16 protein-coding genes are annotated in these 15,729 nt (G+C 71.7%); 5 read left to right on the top strand and 11 right to left on the bottom strand.

The features are described 5' to 3' along the window. Nucleotides 1-36: 36 nt before the first annotated feature. Together ACLQ29_RS25470 and ACLQ29_RS25465 are read left to right on the top strand one after the other, a co-directional pair. The gene (locus tag ACLQ29_RS25470) at nt 37-1,299 is read left to right on the top strand and encodes an MFS transporter (RefSeq protein ID WP_425773983.1); all 1,263 of its coding nucleotides are present in this window, start codon (nt 37-39) and stop codon (nt 1,297-1,299) included. A 73-nt stretch (nt 1,300-1,372) separates the two neighbouring features. Then, the gene (locus ACLQ29_RS25465; protein ID WP_425773982.1) at nt 1,373-2,269 is read left to right on the top strand and encodes an aldo/keto reductase; all 897 of its coding nucleotides are present in this window, start codon (nt 1,373-1,375) and stop codon (nt 2,267-2,269) included. A 48-nt stretch (nt 2,270-2,317) separates the two neighbouring features. On the opposite strand, the gene ileS is transcribed toward ACLQ29_RS25465, so the two are convergent. The 6 genes from ileS to ACLQ29_RS25435 all read right to left on the bottom strand — a co-directional run bounded on the left by ileS (nt 2,318) and on the right by ACLQ29_RS25435 (nt 9,016). After that, nucleotides 2,318-5,464 carry an isoleucine--tRNA ligase gene (ileS, locus tag ACLQ29_RS25460; protein WP_425773981.1) on the bottom strand — a complete coding sequence of 1,049 codons (3,147 nt, stop codon included), beginning with the start codon at nt 5,462-5,464 and terminating at the stop codon, nt 2,318-2,320. 288 nt (nt 5,465-5,752) lie between these two features. Further along, on the bottom strand, nt 5,753-6,421 hold the full coding sequence (locus tag ACLQ29_RS25455) for a hypothetical protein (RefSeq protein ID WP_425773980.1): 669 nt from the start codon (nt 6,419-6,421) through the stop codon (nt 5,753-5,755). Between the two features lie 20 nt (nt 6,422-6,441). After that, nucleotides 6,442-7,254 carry a metallophosphoesterase gene (locus ACLQ29_RS25450; RefSeq protein ID WP_425773979.1) on the bottom strand — a complete coding sequence of 271 codons (813 nt, stop codon included), beginning with the start codon at nt 7,252-7,254 and terminating at the stop codon, nt 6,442-6,444. Nucleotides 7,255-7,273: 19 nt separating this feature from the next. Continuing rightward, a complete protein-coding gene (locus ACLQ29_RS25445) occupies nt 7,274-7,792 on the bottom strand; it encodes a hypothetical protein (protein ID WP_425773978.1) in 519 nt (172 codons plus the stop codon). Between the two features lie 65 nt (nt 7,793-7,857). After that, entirely contained in the window at nt 7,858-8,568 is a 711-nt protein-coding gene (locus ACLQ29_RS25440) for a hypothetical protein (protein ID WP_425773977.1), read from the bottom strand. Beyond that, nucleotides 8,561-9,016 (bottom strand): RNA polymerase sigma factor, encoded by a 456-nt coding sequence (locus ACLQ29_RS25435; RefSeq protein WP_425773976.1) that lies wholly within the window; start codon nt 9,014-9,016, stop codon nt 8,561-8,563. The genes ACLQ29_RS25440 and ACLQ29_RS25435 overlap by 8 nt, the downstream gene beginning before the upstream one ends. A 247-nt stretch (nt 9,017-9,263) precedes the next feature. Between ACLQ29_RS25435 and ACLQ29_RS25430 the strand changes: the two genes are divergently transcribed. Continuing rightward, nucleotides 9,264-9,599, top strand: a complete 336-nt coding sequence (locus ACLQ29_RS25430; protein ID WP_393370840.1) for a hypothetical protein — start codon at nt 9,264-9,266, stop codon at nt 9,597-9,599. A gap of 58 nt (nt 9,600-9,657) precedes the next feature. On the opposite strand, the gene ACLQ29_RS25425 is transcribed toward ACLQ29_RS25430, so the two are convergent. Beyond that, on the bottom strand, nt 9,658-10,365 hold the full coding sequence (locus ACLQ29_RS25425; protein WP_425773975.1) for an MBL fold metallo-hydrolase: 708 nt from the start codon (nt 10,363-10,365) through the stop codon (nt 9,658-9,660). Between the two features lie 218 nt (nt 10,366-10,583). Between ACLQ29_RS25425 and ACLQ29_RS25420 the strand changes: the two genes are divergently transcribed. Next, on the top strand, nt 10,584-11,498 hold the full coding sequence (locus tag ACLQ29_RS25420) for an NADP-dependent oxidoreductase (RefSeq protein ID WP_425773974.1): 915 nt from the start codon (nt 10,584-10,586) through the stop codon (nt 11,496-11,498). A 24-nt stretch (nt 11,499-11,522) separates the two neighbouring features. Here the strand turns inward: ACLQ29_RS25420 and ACLQ29_RS25415 are convergent, their stop codons facing one another. Further along, complete coding sequence (locus tag ACLQ29_RS25415) at nt 11,523-12,431, bottom strand: LysR substrate-binding domain-containing protein (protein ID WP_425773973.1); 909 nt, start codon at nt 12,429-12,431, stop codon at nt 11,523-11,525. Between the two features lie 70 nt (nt 12,432-12,501). On the opposite strand from ACLQ29_RS25415, the gene ACLQ29_RS25410 reads away from it, so the two are divergent. Then, nucleotides 12,502-13,389 (top strand): dihydrodipicolinate synthase family protein, encoded by an 888-nt coding sequence (locus tag ACLQ29_RS25410; RefSeq protein WP_425773972.1) that lies wholly within the window; start codon nt 12,502-12,504, stop codon nt 13,387-13,389. A gap of 543 nt (nt 13,390-13,932) precedes the next feature. Here ACLQ29_RS25410 and ACLQ29_RS25405 read toward each other — a convergent pair. From ACLQ29_RS25405 to ACLQ29_RS25395, 3 genes are read right to left on the bottom strand one after another with little or no spacing between them, the layout of a single operon-like run. Beyond that, on the bottom strand, nt 13,933-14,739 hold the full coding sequence (locus tag ACLQ29_RS25405; RefSeq protein WP_425773971.1) for an inositol monophosphatase family protein: 807 nt from the start codon (nt 14,737-14,739) through the stop codon (nt 13,933-13,935). Further along, nucleotides 14,736-15,104, bottom strand: a complete 369-nt coding sequence (locus tag ACLQ29_RS25400) for a DUF5919 domain-containing protein (protein WP_425773970.1) — start codon at nt 15,102-15,104, stop codon at nt 14,736-14,738. Before ACLQ29_RS25400 ends, ACLQ29_RS25405 begins: the two co-directional genes overlap by 4 nt. Next, entirely contained in the window at nt 15,020-15,586 is a 567-nt protein-coding gene (locus ACLQ29_RS25395) for a DUF5919 domain-containing protein (protein WP_425773969.1), read from the bottom strand. Before ACLQ29_RS25395 ends, ACLQ29_RS25400 begins: the two co-directional genes overlap by 85 nt. Nucleotides 15,587-15,729 lie beyond the last annotated feature (143 nt).

Raw genomic sequence — 15,729 nt, 5'->3', positions numbered from 1 at the left:
TGCCAGGAGATCACCCCGAGGAAGAGGACCTGCCCCGTGAGCGCCCCCACCAGTCGACCCGTTGCCCCGGACACCGCACCACCGCCGTCGCGCGCTGTGCTGCTGGCCCGCAATGGCGTCGCTGTCACCTTCACCCTCAACGGGCTGGCCGTCGGTAGCTGGTTCTCCCGGGTTCCGGCGGTCCGCGACGCGTTGGGCCTCTCCGCCGGCCGGCTCGGGCTGCTGCTGCTGGCGATGAGTGTCGGCGCGCTGCTCGCCATGCCCACCTCGGGCCTGCTCGCCCAGCGGTTCGGCGCGGCCCGCACCGTCACGATGGCCACCGTGCTTGTCGCGATCGGCCTGAGCGTGGCAGGGCTGGGCGCGACGATGACCGGGTCGTTCGCCATCGTGGCCCTGGGGTTGGTCGCCCTCGGCTACGGCTCCGGCGCCTGCGATGTGGCGATGAACGTCGAGGGCGCCTCGGTGGAGCGACGACTGGGTCGAACGATCATGCCCCGCTTCCACGCGGGGTGGAGCCTCGGTTCGGTGGCCGGAGCGGGGCTCGGCGCCGCGGCTGCCCGGTTCGACGTGCCGGTCGGCGCACACCTCGTCGCGGTCGCGGTGGTCGTGTTGACCGGCACTGCGCTGGCCGCCCGGACGTTCCTGCCCGTCGTCGTCGATCACACCGGCGACCCGGCGAACGCGACCCCGGCGGCCCGCCGTCGGGCGCAGCTCGCCGCCTGGCGGGAGCCGCGCACCCTGCTGATCGGGCTGTTCGTGCTGGTGGCGGCGTTCACCGAGGGTGCCGCCAACGACTGGCTGGCCGTCGCGTTCGTCGACGGTCGGGACCTGAGCGAGGCCGCCGGCGCGGCGGTCTTCGGTGTCTTCGTCGTGGGCATGACCATCGGGCGTACCGCGGGAACTGTCGCCCTGGACCGCTGGGGTCGGGTGCCGGTGCTCAGCGGCACCATCGGGCTCGCCGTGGTCGGCGCCGGCCTGGCCGTGTTGGCGGGCTCCGGGCCGGTGGCCATCATCGGCGTCGCACTGTGGGGCCTCGGCGCGTCGTTGGGCTTCCCGGTCGGGATGAGCGCGGCCGCCGACGAGGAGGCGCACGCGGCGGTGCGGGTGAGTGTGGTCGCGGTGATCGGCTACACCGCGTTCCTGGGTGGGCCACCGCTGCTGGGGCTGCTCGGCGACGGGGTCGGCACCCTGCGCGCGCTGCTTGTGGTGCCGCTGTTGCTGCTGCCGACCCTGCTGTTGGTGCGGGTGCTGCGCCCGCCGCACCCCGCGGAAACTGCTCCGTCAGCCCACAAAAACTAACCCAGTTCGTCGCCGGGCGGTATCGGGTGCGCGGCCGACTGCGCCGCGTACCCGCCCTGGCTAGGGTCGCCGAATGCCAACCGACGAGATCACCGCCGCCGCGGCGGGCACCTGGACCCTGGGCGACCGCACCGTGCGCCGGATGGGCTTCGGCTCCATGCGGATCACCGCGAACCCCGACCGCGACCGCGCCGTCGCCCTGCTGCGCCGCGCCGTGGAGCTGGGCGTCAACCACATCGACACAGCCGCGTTCTACGTCTCGCCCGGCGGCGCCCTGCGGGTCGGCACCGGGCCGCCCCGCTACGCCACCGAGTTGATCCGCGCGGCGCTCGCCCCGTACCCGGACGATCTGGTGATCGTCACAAAGGTCGGCTTCGGGTACGACCCGGAGGCGGGCTTCACCGAGGCGCTCACCCCGGCGCAGTTGCGCGCCCAGGTCGAGGAGAACCTGCGCCGGCTCGGCCGCGACCAGCTCGACGTGGTGAACCTGCGCCTCGGCCGGGGGCCGGGCGCGGTGCCGCTCGCCGACCGGTTCGGCGCGCTCGCCGAATTGCGGGCCGCCGGGCTGATCCGACACCTCGGGCTCTCCAACGCCCGGCCGGAGCACCTGGACGAGGTGGCCGGCATCGCGCCGGTGGTCTGCGTGCAGAACAACTACGGGGTGGACGCCTACCGGGAGCAGGACGCGTTCGTGCGGCTCTGCGGGGAGCGGGGCATCGCCTTCGTGCCGTTCTTCGCCTTGGCCGGCACCGGTCGGGAGGCGGGCGCGAGCGCCGCGCAGAGCGAGGCCGTCGAGGCCGTCGCCCGCGCCCACGGCGTCACCCCGCAGCAGGTACGCCTGGCCTGGACGCTGCACCAGGGCCCGCACGTGCTCGCCATCCCCGGCACCGCGAACCCGGACCACCTGGCGCAGAACGTGGCGGCCGGCGCCCTCCGCCTGACCCCGGAGGACCTGACCCAGCTCGGTTGAGCGCCCACCGTGCCGAGGCGCACGGCGGGCGTCCGACCTTCCGCCCGATCAGGCCCGCACGACGTGCACCACGATCTCCTGGCCGTCGCCCACGGTGCCGGCGAAGCCCTCCGACAACGCGCTGACCATCGTCAGCGTGCGCGCGAGGGTCTCGTGCGCGATAAGCGACTGATGCGTGGCGATCGCCGCCGCGACGTCGGCGGGCGCGGCGATCGCCACAGTGATCCGGTCGGCGACCTCGAAGTCGGCGTCGCGGCGGGCCTGCTGGACGATGCGGACGACGTCGCGTGCGACACCCTCGGCCGCCAGTTCGGGGGTGATCGCGGTGTCCAGCGCGATCGTCACTCCGCGCTGGGACTCCACGACCCAGCCGGTCCGCGGCACCTCCGTGATCAGGATGTCGTCCGGGCCCACCTCGACCTGGGTGCCGTCGACCGTCAGCGGGAAGGTCCCGTTCGCCCGGACACCGTCGACCAGCTCCCGCGCGGCCACGGCGGCGATGGCCTTCGCGACGTGCTGGGTGCGGTTGCCGAACCGGCGGCCCAGGGTCCGGAAGTTCGCCTTGATCCGCACGTCGATGACCCCGCTCTGGGAGTCGAGCGGCTGGAGGATCTTGACGTTCAACTCGTCGCCGATGTCGTCGAGCAACGCCTGCGGGAGCACCGTGCCGGCCGGTAGTCCCACGAGCGCGCGGCTCAACGGCTGCCGGATCCGCAGGTTGCTCGCCTTACGCGCGGACCGGCCCGCCTCGGCCAACGCCCGCGCCATGGCCACCTGGGCCGACAACTCGGCGCTGATCAGCGTGGTGTCGGGCGTGGGCCAGGTCGCCAGGTGCACCGACTCCGGGGCCGACCCGGCGCCACGCCTGATGACCTGCTGCCACACCTCCTCGGTGAGGAAGGGAATGAACGGCGCGAGGAGCCGGGTGAGGATGTCGAGGCACTCGTACAGGGTGGTGAGGGCGTCCGGGTCGCCCTCCCAGAAACGCTGCCGCGAGCGCCGCACGTACCAGTTCGACAGGTCGTCGACGAAGTCGGCGAGCAGTCGGCCGGCGCGGGCCGTGTCGTAGTTCTGGAGTCGTTCGTCGACGGCGGCGGCGAGGGCGTGGACCTCGCCGACGATCCACCGGTCCAGCACCTGCCGTTCGGCGACCGGCTGCGCCACCTGCGGCGCCCAGGTCGAGTTCGCCGCGTAGAGGGAGAAGAACGCCGCGGTGTTCCAGTAGGTCATCAACACCTTGCGGACGATCTCGTCGAGGGGACCGGGCCCGATCCGGCGCGGCGACCACGGTGAGCCGGAGCAGGCCATGAACCAGCGCACCGCGTCGGCGCCGTGCGTGTCCATCAACGGGATCGGCAGCAGGATGTTGCCCAGGTGTTTGCTCATCTTGCGGCCGTCCTCGGCCAGGATGTGCCCGAGGCAGACGACGTTCTCGTACGGGGACCTGTCGAAGACCAGGGTGCCCACCGCCATCAGCGTGTAGAACCACCCCCGGGTCTGATCGATCGCCTCGCAGATGTACTGGGCCGGGTAGGTGCGCTCGAAGATCTCCCTGCTGCCCGGCACGTGCGGGTAGCCCAACGACGCGAACGGCATCGCCCCGGAGTCGTACCAGGCATCGATCACCTCGGGCACCCGGGTGGCGGTGCGGCCGCAGGCCGGGCAGGCGAAGGTGATCTCGTCGACGTACGGGCGGTGCGGATCCAACTCGGACAGATCGGCGCCGGCCAGCTCTCCGAGCTCCGCACGGGAACCGACGGCTCTCACGTGGTTGTCCGGGCAGCGCCACAGCGGCAGCGGGGTGCCCCAGTACCGGGAGCGGGACACCGCCCAGTCGATGTTGTTCTTCAGCCAGTCGCCGTACCGGCCGTGTTTGATGTGCTCCGGGAACCAGTTGGTGTGCTCGTTCTCCCGGGTCAGCTCGTCGCGTACCTCGGTGGTCCGGATGTACCAGGACGGCTGCGCGTAGTACATCAACGGGGTGTGGCACCGCCAGCAGTGCGGGTAGGGGTGCGCGAACGGCTCGTGCCGGAACAACCGACCGGAGGTCCGGAGGTGGTCGATGAGCAACGCGTCGGCGTCCTTGAAGAACACCCCGCCGACCAGGTCGATGCCGTCGTGGAACCGTCCGTTCGGGGCGACCGGGTTGACCAGCGGCAACCCGTAGGCGCGGCAGACGGCGAGGTCGTCCGCGCCGAAGGCCGGCGCCTGGTGCACCAGGCCGGTGCCGTCCTCGGTCGTGACGTAGTCGGCGAGGACCACCAGGTGCGCGTCCGGGATGTCCACCAGGTCGAACGGCCGCTCGTACCGCACCCCCTCCAGGGCCGACCCCGCTACGGTCGCCAGGATCTCCGCCTCGTCACCGAGCACCCGCCGGGCCAGCGGTTCGGCGACGACGAACGTGCCCCGCTCGGTGCGGGCGAGGGCGTACGTCACGGTGGGGTGGACGGCGACGGCGGTGTTGGACACCAGGGTCCACGGGGTGGTGGTCCAGATCAGCAGCTCGACACCGCTGTGGCCGGCCACGTCCCCGCGGACGGGGAACCGCACGTACACGGACGGGTCGGTGACGGTCTCGTAGCCCTGCGCCACCTCGTGGTCGGACAGGGTCGTGCCGTCGCGGGTGCAGTACGGCGCGACCCGGAAGTCCTCCACCAGTCGCCCGCCGTCGTGGATCTGCTTCAGTGACCACCAGACGCTGTCCACGTACTCCGGTGACATCGTCTGGTACGGGTGCTCCAGGTCGATCCAGTAACCCATCCGCTGGCTGAGCTGGACGAACTCGTCCACGTGCCGCAGCACCGAGGTACGGCACCTGGCGTTGAACTCGGCGATGCCCATCTTCTCGATGTCGGGCTTGCCGCCCAGCCCCAGCTCCTTCTCCACCGCCAGCTCGACCGGCAGGCCGTGGCAGTCCCATCCGGCGCGGCGCGGCACCGAGAAGCCCCGCATGGTCCGGTACCGGGGGAAGAGGTCCTTGAAGACCCTGGCCTCGATGTGGTGGGTGCCCGGCGTGCCGTTGGCGGTCGGCGGCCCCTCGTAGAACACCCACGGCGGACCGTCGGCCGTCTGTTCCAGGCTCCTGTCGAACACGTTGTTGGCCTGCCACCACTCGATGACCGCACGGTCCATCCCACCAAGGTCGATCTTGGTGGGCAGTGGCACGAATGGCGACTTCGACGGACCGTCCGGCACCGACGCTCTCCCTACACTCCACATCCGCTCGCGCGGGCATCAGCTCACTGCCCACGCGGGGACGAAGTGTCTGGCGTCTGGCCAGGACTCCGCGGTACCACCCCGCTTGCGCCCCGACCGTGCGGGCGCCGCTTGATTTCGCGACGTGACGTGCCGCTGCGTCCGGGTCTACTGGGGCAGCGAGCTGCCCGTTCTTCCGGAGGCTCCCCGGTGATGGCCGGATCGGTGCCGATGCCGTCCAGCATAGCCGTCCGCACGCGGCGCCAAGGGCGGTGCCGGCGCGGAGCCCTAGGCGCGCAGCCAGACGCGCAGCGGGCCGGTGGGGGTGAAGCCGGTTTCCAGGGCGGGGGCCAGGTCGGCCGTGGTTTCGTAGCCGACAAGCGCCGCGTCGGGCACGGTGGCGCACACCGCGCGCCAGATCTCGCGGGGGCGCTCGGTGCGGGAGAACAGGTTGGAGACGCCGTACGGGCCGTCACCGCTGAGCACCGCTCCGCCGGTGACCGCACCCGAATCGTCGTGGCGGGCGAGCACTCGTACCCGTGGGTCGGCCAGGAGCGCGGGGCGGAACAGCTCCCCACCGCCGTGGGCCGCCGCCCAGGCCGCCAGGTCGTCGGTGGTGACGACCGGGGTGAGGGGTACGTCGTCGGCCGGTGGCACCGCCGGTTGCCGAAGGATCCACTGCGCGTCGAAGAGCACCCGGAACCCGTACCCGGACAGGTCGAGGTCGGCGAAGCTGTCCTTCACCGACGCGCCGGGCCCCGCGTCGATCCGGGCCAGCAGAGCCACGGCGTCGACGCCCGGCCGCCTGGTGACCGCGTCCGGGTACCACTGTGGCGAGCGGTGGGGGACCGACCAGGCGTCGGCGTCGCTGCGGCCGGCCAGCCCGTGGCTGGCGCAGACGATGTCGCACCATTCGGCGTTGTCGCGGGCCGCCACCACTCGCGCGTCGTCCAGCACGTCGGGAAGCCTAGTCAGGGTCAGCGGAGTCGGGTGAGCAGGATCCGGCCGCCCTCGTAGACGCCGCCGTCGATGGCGATGACTCTGTCGTCGGCGTACCGCAGCGCGACCGCGACGTCCTGCGGCGCCACACCGAAGTGCTTGGTGAGGGTGCTGTGGCCGTGGACGAGCACGGTGCCCCCGAGCGTGCGCAGCATCATCGACACCCGGTCGTCGGGGTTCGCCGGCACCGCGTCGCGAAAGGCGCCCCGATCGCTCATCCGACCACAGAAGTCCAGCCAGGCCGTGGGGTCGTCGGAGGCGAGAGCCACGCTGACCGCCGCGTTCACGGTGGCCACACTGGACCCCATTTCGAGGTACCGGGCGGTGTCGGAGTGCACGAGCAGGAACCCGTCGACGACCGCGACCGCGGGCAGCCGCACCATCCACTCGACATGCCGGGCCGTCAGCCGGCGCAGGTCCTCCTCCCGTCCGCCGAACCGGGCCCAGCCGCCCCGAAACCCGCCGGGCTCGTCCCACCCGGCAACGGGCGTGGTGCCGAACCGGTGCGCGGCGAGCAACTGCGCCTCGTGGTTGCCCAACAGCACCCCGACGTGGCCGCCCGCCGCCCGTGCGGAGTCGGCGAGCCGCCGGATGTCGTCGATGACACCGACACCGTCCGGGCCGCGATCGACGTAGTCGCCGAGCAGCCACAACCGCGCGCCACCCCCGGCCCAGTGGCCGGTGTGGTCGACGAGCCCGGCCTCGTGGAGCGACTCCCGGAACTCCGACCGGTGGCCGTGGATGTCCGCCGCCACGTACAGCGGCGTGAGGTCGTCGAGCAGAGTCACCATGGCCGCCACGGTACGTAGCTCAGGGGGCGTAGACCAGGTCCATCGTGTCGGTGTGCCCGGACCAGCGCAGGTCGAGATGCCAGCACCCGGCCTGCGGCATGTCGATGCCCGACGGCCCAGGCCCGCCGGCGACCTCCCGGGTCACCCGGGTGGCGGTGCCGTCAAGCGTCGCGGTGATCACCAGGGTCGACGGCGCGGTCGGGTCGGGCGAGGTCGTGGAGGCGCGGGCCACCCACAGGATCTTGTTGGTCGACCCGTCCTCGCGGACCTGGCGCAGCGGATGAGCGAACAGCACCGCCACGATGTCACCCTTCGCGCCGAAGACGTGCGGGCCCCGGCTGGTCCCGTGGAACCCGGCGTCCGCCCAGTCGGGCAGCGACTCCATCTCGACAGGCGAATGGCAGCCCGTCGCGGCGCTCGCCGCGCCCGCCGTGGTGGTGGTGGCGGACGGTGCGGCCGACCCGCCGCTGGCCGTGGTCGTGCACCCCGCCAGCAGCACCACGGATGCCGCCAGCAGCGACCTGCCCCATGAACCCATTCCGATCCCTCCGTACCGCGTCGGCGACTCGTATCTTGAGGACACCTGTCGCGCCCGTCCGGTTCCTAGCGCAGCGAACGGGCGATCTCGATCGCCTCGGCCTGGGTGCGGGCGCCCTCGAGCCGGTAGCTCACGTCGGCGTCCTGCCAGATCAGGGTCGAGGCGGCCAGCCGGGCGCTCTCCTTGTGGACCGTGCCCGCCCGGTCCACGTACGACAGCACGTGCGGGCCGTCGACCCACACCGCGAAGTCGCCGTTGACCTCGACCCACTCCGCTCCCGGCGGGATGACCTCCTTGTGGAAGGACAGGTTGAGACGACCGTCGAACGCGTCGACGCGCAGCGCGCCACCGTCGTAGAGCAACGTCGCCACCCGGCAGGCGCCCGTGGGGTCGGGGTCGGCGACGAGCACCCGCTCGGGCGGACCCAGCTTCGCCGGCAGGCGGATCGGGAACCGTACCGCTCGTTGTGCCTCGTCCAGACCGGCGACCCGCTGCCCGGGCAGCGGCGACGCGACGCCGCTGGGCGTCGTCTGCTCGGGCGAGACGGCGATGCTGACGCCGGCGAAGCGCAGCAGCCCGGACACCACGTCGGCGACGGCGGCACGGGTCGGCGGCAACACCGCCACCAGCACGGCGGCCAGCGCCGCCGCGGCGAGCGGACGCCACCGCCGCGCCGGCCGGTGGAGCCGTTCGCGGACCTGGGCGCGCACGTCGGGCGGCTCGGGCGTCTCCAGCCAGGTGGACAGGTCACGCAGTTCCCGTTCGAGGTCACCCATGCCGGACCTCCTCCCGGTCGAGGAGGCCGCGAAGCTTCGCCAGGGCCCGGGACGTGCGCGACTTCACCGTGCCCCGGGGCCAGCCCAGCGCCGCCACCGTCTCCTCCTCGCTGAGGTCGAGGAAGAACCGGCAGACGATCACCTCGCGGTCGCGTACCGGAAGTTGCCGCAGGGCCCGCACCAGCGCGGCGCGGCGCTCCCCGGCGAGGACCGCACCCACCGCGCCGTCCTCGGCGATCTCCGACGCCGGGTCCGCCGCCGCGGCGCGCAGGACGAGCCCGTCGCGCCGGCCGCGCGACCGGTGCAGGTTGCGGGTCTCGTTGGCGACGATCGCGAGCAACCAGGACCGGAAGGACGACTCACCCCGGTAACGGGACAACTTGCGGTACGCCTTCACAAACGCCTCCTGGGTGACGTCCTCGGAGTCCGAGCCCGCGCCGAGCAGCACCGCCGTCCGGTACGCGGACGCGGTGTGCCGAGCGACCAGCAGGTCGTACGCCGCCAGGTCGCCGGAGCGGGCGCGGGTGACGAGCGCGTCGTCGTCCAGGGGAACCTCCGTTCGGGGTCACACTCATGACACCGCCCACGCTCGGCGGGTTCCAGCCCCCGTCGGGTCAGCTGTCTCCCACCCGACGTGCAGCGTATTGCCAGGATTCGGTGCTGCACTGAAGGGGCGTCGAGGGAAGGGGTGGGGCATGAGCTGGTTCAGTCGCCGGTCACGGGGTGCCGAGGCGACCCCGACGAAGCTGGACCGGGAGGCGACCCGGGACGACCTCGCCGCGCTGGAGGCGTTCGTCACGAGCCGGCGCGGGGTGGAGTTCTACCTGGAGCCGGAGACCACCGCGACGGATACCACGGTGGTGGCGATCGCCCACGACGGGGAGTGGATCCGGCGCCGCACCGGCACGCCACGGGCGGCGGGGTCCATCGCCCGTAAACACGCGGTGCCGCTGTACGAGGCGGGCCGCACCGGCTATCCGGAACGGATGCGGGTGTGGAGCCGCGCCCACCCGGAACGCCACGCCCGCTGAGCGCGTCCGCGCAGGTGCGTCCCCGGCTCAGGTGCGTCCCCGGCTCAGGCTCGTCCGCTCAGTCGGTCGTGCCGGCTGAGCGGGCCTGCTCACGCGTCATCGGCTCGGCGTGGCTGGACACGTACCACGTGTAGTCCTCGTCGAGCAGTCGCCGGACCATGGCCAGGTCGAGGCCGTCCTCGGGTTGGCGCAGGTGCGCCGGCGGTGGGTAGAAGCAGTCGCCCAGCAGCATGACGCCCGAGTCGGGCACCAGCACGACTGTCGAGTCCGGTGCGTGCCTGCCGCCGACGTGACGTAGCTCGACCCCGACCGGCAGCTCGTCCACGTCGGCGAAGACCCGGGTGGGCGGCAGGACGGCGAAGTCCGTCCAGGAGTCCACGGCGCGTGCCCGAGCCCGGAAGCTCGGGCCGAGGCGGGGGTTGTGGCGTACCTGCTCGTCCAGGTAGTGGTGACTCCACGGTCGGGCGGCTTCGGCGCGCAGCAGCGGCACGGCCGCCTCGTGTCCGACGATCTCGACTCCCGGCCAGGCGCAGGCGCCCCAGACGTGGTCCCAGTGGTGGTGGGTGTAGACGAGCCAGCGGGGCTGAGGTAGCCCGGCGGCCGTCAGCGCGGCCTGGATCTCGCGGGCGTGCGCGGGGCTCTGCCCGGCGTCGATCAGCACACTGCCGCGTTCGTCGGCGACGACTGCGACGCCGGCCTGGACCGCGTCCGGGTCCGGGTCGCCCGGGCAGAGCCAGACCCGGCCGGCGAGCCTGTGAAATCGCATGGCGACGATGGTGATCGACCTCCGGAATCGATCGCGGACCTTGGTCCAGTGATCGTCGATCCTAGGTAACCGGGCCGCGAGCCGCCGCCGCGAGCCCGAGATTGTGAACCGGTCGTCCCGTGCGGAGCTTGACCTCAAGCGTGCTTGAGCTTGCAGGCTGGGTCCTGACGGTCGCCGGCCTGCTGGCCGGCGACGGCGTGCCAGGCGAGAGGAAATCCATGAGGGCAGCGGCGTTTGACACCTTCGGTGGTCCGGAGGTGCTGCGGGTTGTCGAGGTGGCCACGCCCGTGGCCGGGCCGGGAGAGGTTCGGGTCCGCGTCGAGGCCGCGGGCGTGCAGGCGTACGACTCGGCGGTCCGGTCCGGCTGGACACCGCCGGGTCAGACTGTGCGGTTCCCGCAGATCGTCGGCAACGACTTCGCCGGTGTCGTCGACCAGACCGGCGACGGCGTCACTGACGTCCGGGCCGGCGACGAGGTGCTCGGCTGGGCCGTGCTCGCCAGCTGCGCCGAGTACGTCGTCGTCCCCGCCGGGCAGGTCGTGGCCAAGCCGGCCGGGATGTCCTGGCCGCAGGCGGGCAGTCTGTCGGCGTCGGCGCAGACCGCGCACACCGCGCTGGAAGAGCTGAAGGTCAGCGTCGGTGACACCCTGCTGATCCAGGGCGCCTCCGGCGGCGTCGGCACCGTCGCGGTGCAACTGGCCCTGGCCGTGGGTGCGACAGTGATCGGCACGGCCAGCCCGGCGAACCAGGACTACCTGCGCTCGCTGGGCGCCATACCGACCACCTACGGCGACGGACTGACCGACCGCGTGCGAGCCTTGGCGCCGGGCGGTGTCGACGTCGCCCTGGACGCCGCGGGCGGCGCGGCCCTGGACGCCTGCCTCGATCTGGTCGCCGACCGGGACCGGATCGGCACACTCGTGGACTTCGCCCGGGCGAACAAGCTCGGCGTACGCCTCCTGCGCAGCCAGCGCTCAGCCCAGCGGCTCCAGGCGATCACCGACCTGCACCGCACCGGCCGGCTGACACTCACCGTCTCGGAGACGTTCCCCCTGGACCGGATCGCCGACGCGCACCGCCGGATCGACACCGGCCACGCCCGCGGGAAGACCGCCGTCCTGCTCCGGGGGTGAGTGGTGTTGACGAGGCGTGGTGCTTCATGCGCTCGATTGGGCGGGCTTGCCGGCGGCGAACATACGTGCCGAGGCGTGTAACGCGGTGACGACGGCTGCGACTGCCGGCATCTCGGCCGCGCCACGGCGGTACCCGATCCGGGTGCGTCGTCGAGTCGGCGCGGCGATCAGCCGTACTCCCGTCTCCGGCGCGAGCACTGCTAGTTCAGGCACCAGTGCGACCCCCTGCCCGGCCCGGACCAGGGAAAGCACAGCGGCGAAGTCGTCGATGTGGTGCCGTGCGCGAGGCGTGAAGCCGGCGCCCTGGCACACCCGCAGCGCCACGCCATGGCACAACGTGCCAGGGCTGGCCAGGATCCACGCGGTGTCGTGGGCATCCGCGAGCGTGGCGACCGGCGCGTCCGCCGCCACGGCGAGGTACACGGCCTCGTGTAGCAGTGGGACCGATTCCAGCGACGGGTCCGGGACGGCCGGCACGACGTCGTAGTCATGGAGCAGGCCCACGTCGAGCCGGCGGTCACGCAGGGCGTCGGGCACCGTGACCGGGTCGAGTTCGCTGACCGACAGTTCCAGCCCCGGATGGTCGCGGCCGAGTGAGACCAGCGCCGCCGGCAGCACCGTGCGTACGGCGGTGGGATGAGCGCCGATGCGGATCGGCCCGGCGGGTTCGAAGCGTACGGCGGCGACCGCGGCGGCGGCCTCCTCCAGCGCGGTGAGCACCGTCGCGGCATGACGCACGAGCACCCGACCAGCGGCGGTGAGCTCCACCCGGCGGCCGCTGCGCCTCAGCAGCGCGACACCCGCTTCGCGTTCCAGGACGGCCAGCTGCTGGGAGACTGCCGACGGTGTGTACGCGTGGACGGCGGCGACGGCGGCGATGGTGCCGAGCCGATCCAGGTCACTGAGAAGCCGCAACCGGCGTCCATCGAGCATCAGCTCACCTTACGGATCAGGACAGTAATCGGAACTGGATCTTACGAGTGCCGTCAGCCAGGCTGCGTTCATGACGTTGAACGGCGTGCACGTTCCCCTGATCACTCCCTTCGACGAGGCCGGGGCGGTGGACCTGGGCGTACTGGAAGAACTCGCGCACCAAGTGCTGACCGCCGGCGCTGCCGGTCTGGTGGCCCTGGGTACCACCGCCGAAGTCACCACACTGAGCGCCGCCGAGCGTAGCCAGGTGGTGGAGGTGCTGACCGGGGTCTGCGGGCGGCGAGGTGCCGCGCTCCTGGTCGGCGCCAACACCGCCGAGGAACTGCAGGCGCTGGCCGCACGCCGATCGGTGGTCGCCGCGCTGTGTCTGGTGCCACCGTTCGTGCGCCCCGGCGAGGACGGCGTCGTGGCGTACTTCGCGGCCCTCGCGGCGGCCAGCCCGGTGCCGCTCGTGGTCTACCACGTGCCGCACCGCACCGGACAGGACTTGTCGACACGTGCGGTACGGCGGCTGGCGGCGATCGACGCGGTGATCGGTATCAAGTACGCGCCGGGCGCCATCGACGGCGACGCCGTCGATCTGCTCACCGACCCACCCCAGGGGTTCACGGTCCTGGCCGGCACGGACGAGTTGCTGGCGCCGATGCTGGCACTCGGTGCGCACGGCGCCATCCTCGCCTCGGCACACGTGGCCACCGCACAGTTCCTCGCGCTGGCCGCAGCCTTCCACGCAGGGCAGGCGGATCAGGCGCGGCGGCTAGGAAACCAGCTCAGGCGACTGGCCGCCGCCCTGTTCGCCGAGCCCAACCCCGCCGTGATCAAGGGAGTCCTGCACGCGCAGGGCCGCATCCCGAACCCGAGAGTACGGCTGCCGCTGCTGCCAGCCGCCGCCACCAGCATCGACGCGGCGGTCCACCACCTCGATGCGACCACCGCGGGTCGGTACGCCAGAGCGTGATGTCGCAGCCTTCTCCTTGTCCTGAGCGTGGACTCGTGCCTTCTCGGCGGCATCAGCCTCGATCTGCGCGCGGGCGGCCTGCAGACGGGTCAGGCGTTTGTCCCGCCGGTCCAGTTCGGCCGCAGGCCGATGTCCTTGCCGCCTGCCCCGAAGCGGGCGTCCTCGGCCAAGGCGTCCAGGTGGCGCCGCCGGAATCGGGAGGCCTCGGTGGCCGTGTCACTGGCTCGAACGGCTCGTTGCGGGTGCTGATCAGCACCACCGGGGTTCCGAAGTACAGCACCTTGAGCCCGGGGACCACATGCATGTCGTTGCCTTTCGCAGGATGTGAGCTGAACCGACTCGCCGTGCGCAGCGCGAGCCGTGATCAACTATCGGTGAACCCAGCGAAAGGCGCTGGCGGCAATCGGACCTCGCGTTTTGGCAGAGCGGATCGCAAGTGCCACAGCCCCGTCGGAGTGGGCACCGTCATCCGAACCGCGCGACCACGACAGGCTCCGGCCCGTCACGATCACCCGACACCTTGCCCGTTACCGACCCGCGCTCCTAGCCGGGCGCCGCACGTTCGAGTGATCGCTGGACGAGCGTGAGGACGGGCGGTAGGAGCAGCTCGTTGCCGCCGATCGTGGCGACAGCGTGCGCGCTGTGCGGCGTGCCGTCGACATCGACGACCAGGGCGCCCGCCTCTCGGGCGACCGCGACGCCCGCGACGGTGTCCCAGGGTTTGTTGTTGAGCATGATGAACGCGTCGATCTTGCCGTGCGCCAACCAGGCGAGGTCGATCGCGGCGGACCCGTGCATGCGGATCCGTTGGACGTGCCGGGTGAGCTGCTCGGTGATGGCGAGTCGTTCGGCGTTCTTCCGGCTGGCCCCGGTGCCGACCGCGTAGTCGCCGATGGCGACGACGGCGTCGGTGAGGTCGGTGACCCGGCTGGCGTGGATGCGGCGGTTGTTGGCGTAGGCCCCGTGTCCCTTGGCGGCGTGGTAGCGGGTGCCGAGGAACGGCAGGTCGATGACGCCGAGGACGGCGTCCGCGCCGTGCAGGAGGCCGAGGGAGATCGCGCACAGGGGTGAGCCGTGGACGAAGTTGACAGTGCCGTCGACGGGATCGAGTGCCCAGGTCAGTGCGCTGGCGTCGTCGCTGCTGCCGTACTCCTCGCCGAGGAAACCGATGTCGGGCGCCTTGGCGGCCAGATGCGTGCGAACCTGCCGCTCGATGGCGTAGTCCACCTCGGAAGCCATGTCGCGGTCACCCTTGAAGGTCAGCGCACCGGGCTGGAGTGTCCGCATCAGGTCGTGCGCCAGGTCGACGGCCTGCTGTGCGAGGGGCAGGAGGCGGGCGTAGTCGGTCATAGCTGGCGGCTGCGATCCCACAGTGAGGTGAACATCTCGTCGAATATCGGGTAGAGGCCGGAAGGGCCCGCGCTGCGCTCGATGACCATCGTCGGACAGTCGACGCCTCGCATCCGTGGTAGGTAGTGCTGAACAACGCAGAGTCGGTCATCGACCAGAAGCACGTTGGCGCGGATGGACTCGTCGTAGACGCCGATGGTGAGGTGGTCTCGGGCACCTGCGGGGAGTCGGTCCCGAATGCGGCGGGCGAGGTTCTGAATGTTGAGTTCGGTGAGAGCGCTCAGGTGTCCGTCCGGATAGTCGTCCTCACGCTCCTGTCGCCTGATCGCCTGATCGCCTGGCCGGCCGGGTCGAGGAACAGGCAACGGAGGCGGGTGCCGGCGGCGAGGAGCTTCAGAAGACGGTTGTCCGCGTACTGCTGACAGATGAGGTTGAGTGACAGGCCGGACGCCCGGATGTCCGTGGCACGGTCGAAGAGGACGTGCGGCGGCATCTCCGCCACGAAATCTGACCGGCTGGAATAGATCGCGGTGACATCAGCGCACCGGTCCCGCACAGCCTCGTCGGCCTGTTGACCGGCGAGGTCCAGGGCCGGCTCGCGTTCGCCGAGGAGGAGCGTCATGCGTGCATGGCGTGGCATGGACAAGCCGGTGCAGATGCGGGTGAGAACGTCGATGCTACTGACCCGGCGGGCACCACTGGTGATCTCGCTGACCTGCGCCTGGCTGAGACCGGTGGCGACACCGACCGTGGTTTGGCTGGCGTGGGTGGCCCGCTGGACGAGCCGGAACACCTGAGCGACATCGCGAGCCGCCAAGGCATCGAGCATGTCGGTGGTGTCCCACATCAGGTCGGAGATGCTAAGCGCGGCAGTCGTCCGGACGCTCACGAATGGCTCCGTTCCTGCTCAAGGGCTGAGGGTCAGCCTATCCAGTCGTCGGATGGCCGCGCCGAAGGACATCCGGAGGGCGGAAGAAAGTTATCCGCCGA

The sequence above is a fragment of the Micromonospora sp. DT228 genome, assembly GCF_049841595.1.
Taxonomy (GTDB): domain Bacteria; phylum Actinomycetota; class Actinomycetes; order Mycobacteriales; family Micromonosporaceae; genus Micromonospora.
The sequence above is the reverse complement of the archived record's forward strand: the minus strand, read 5'-3'. Positions and strand labels throughout refer to the sequence as shown.

What these genes read in the sequence shown, in the direction of transcription:
- ACLQ29_RS25410 (WP_425773972.1), top strand. Translation starts at nt 12,502, where the DNA reads ATGACGTTGAACGGCGTGCACGTTCCCCTGATCACTCCCTTCGACGAG.
- ACLQ29_RS25445 (WP_425773978.1), bottom strand. Translation starts at nt 7,792, where the DNA reads ATGGGTTCATGGGGCAGGTCGCTGCTGGCGGCATCCGTGGTGCTGCTG.
- ACLQ29_RS25395 (WP_425773969.1), bottom strand. Translation starts at nt 15,586, where the DNA reads ATGTGGGACACCACCGACATGCTCGATGCCTTGGCGGCTCGCGATGTC.
- ACLQ29_RS25425 (WP_425773975.1), bottom strand. Translation starts at nt 10,365, where the DNA reads ATGCGATTTCACAGGCTCGCCGGCCGGGTCTGGCTCTGCCCGGGCGAC.
- ACLQ29_RS25405 (WP_425773971.1), bottom strand. Translation starts at nt 14,739, where the DNA reads ATGACCGACTACGCCCGCCTCCTGCCCCTCGCACAGCAGGCCGTCGAC.
- ACLQ29_RS25430 (WP_393370840.1), top strand. Translation starts at nt 9,264, where the DNA reads ATGAGCTGGTTCAGTCGCCGGTCACGGGGTGCCGAGGCGACCCCGACG.
- ACLQ29_RS25420 (WP_425773974.1), top strand. Translation starts at nt 10,584, where the DNA reads ATGAGGGCAGCGGCGTTTGACACCTTCGGTGGTCCGGAGGTGCTGCGG.
- ACLQ29_RS25415 (WP_425773973.1), bottom strand. Translation starts at nt 12,431, where the DNA reads ATGCTCGATGGACGCCGGTTGCGGCTTCTCAGTGACCTGGATCGGCTC.
- ACLQ29_RS25440 (WP_425773977.1), bottom strand. Translation starts at nt 8,568, where the DNA reads ATGGGTGACCTCGAACGGGAACTGCGTGACCTGTCCACCTGGCTGGAG.
- ACLQ29_RS25450 (WP_425773979.1), bottom strand. Translation starts at nt 7,254, where the DNA reads ATGGTGACTCTGCTCGACGACCTCACGCCGCTGTACGTGGCGGCGGAC.
- ACLQ29_RS25465 (WP_425773982.1), top strand. Translation starts at nt 1,373, where the DNA reads ATGCCAACCGACGAGATCACCGCCGCCGCGGCGGGCACCTGGACCCTG.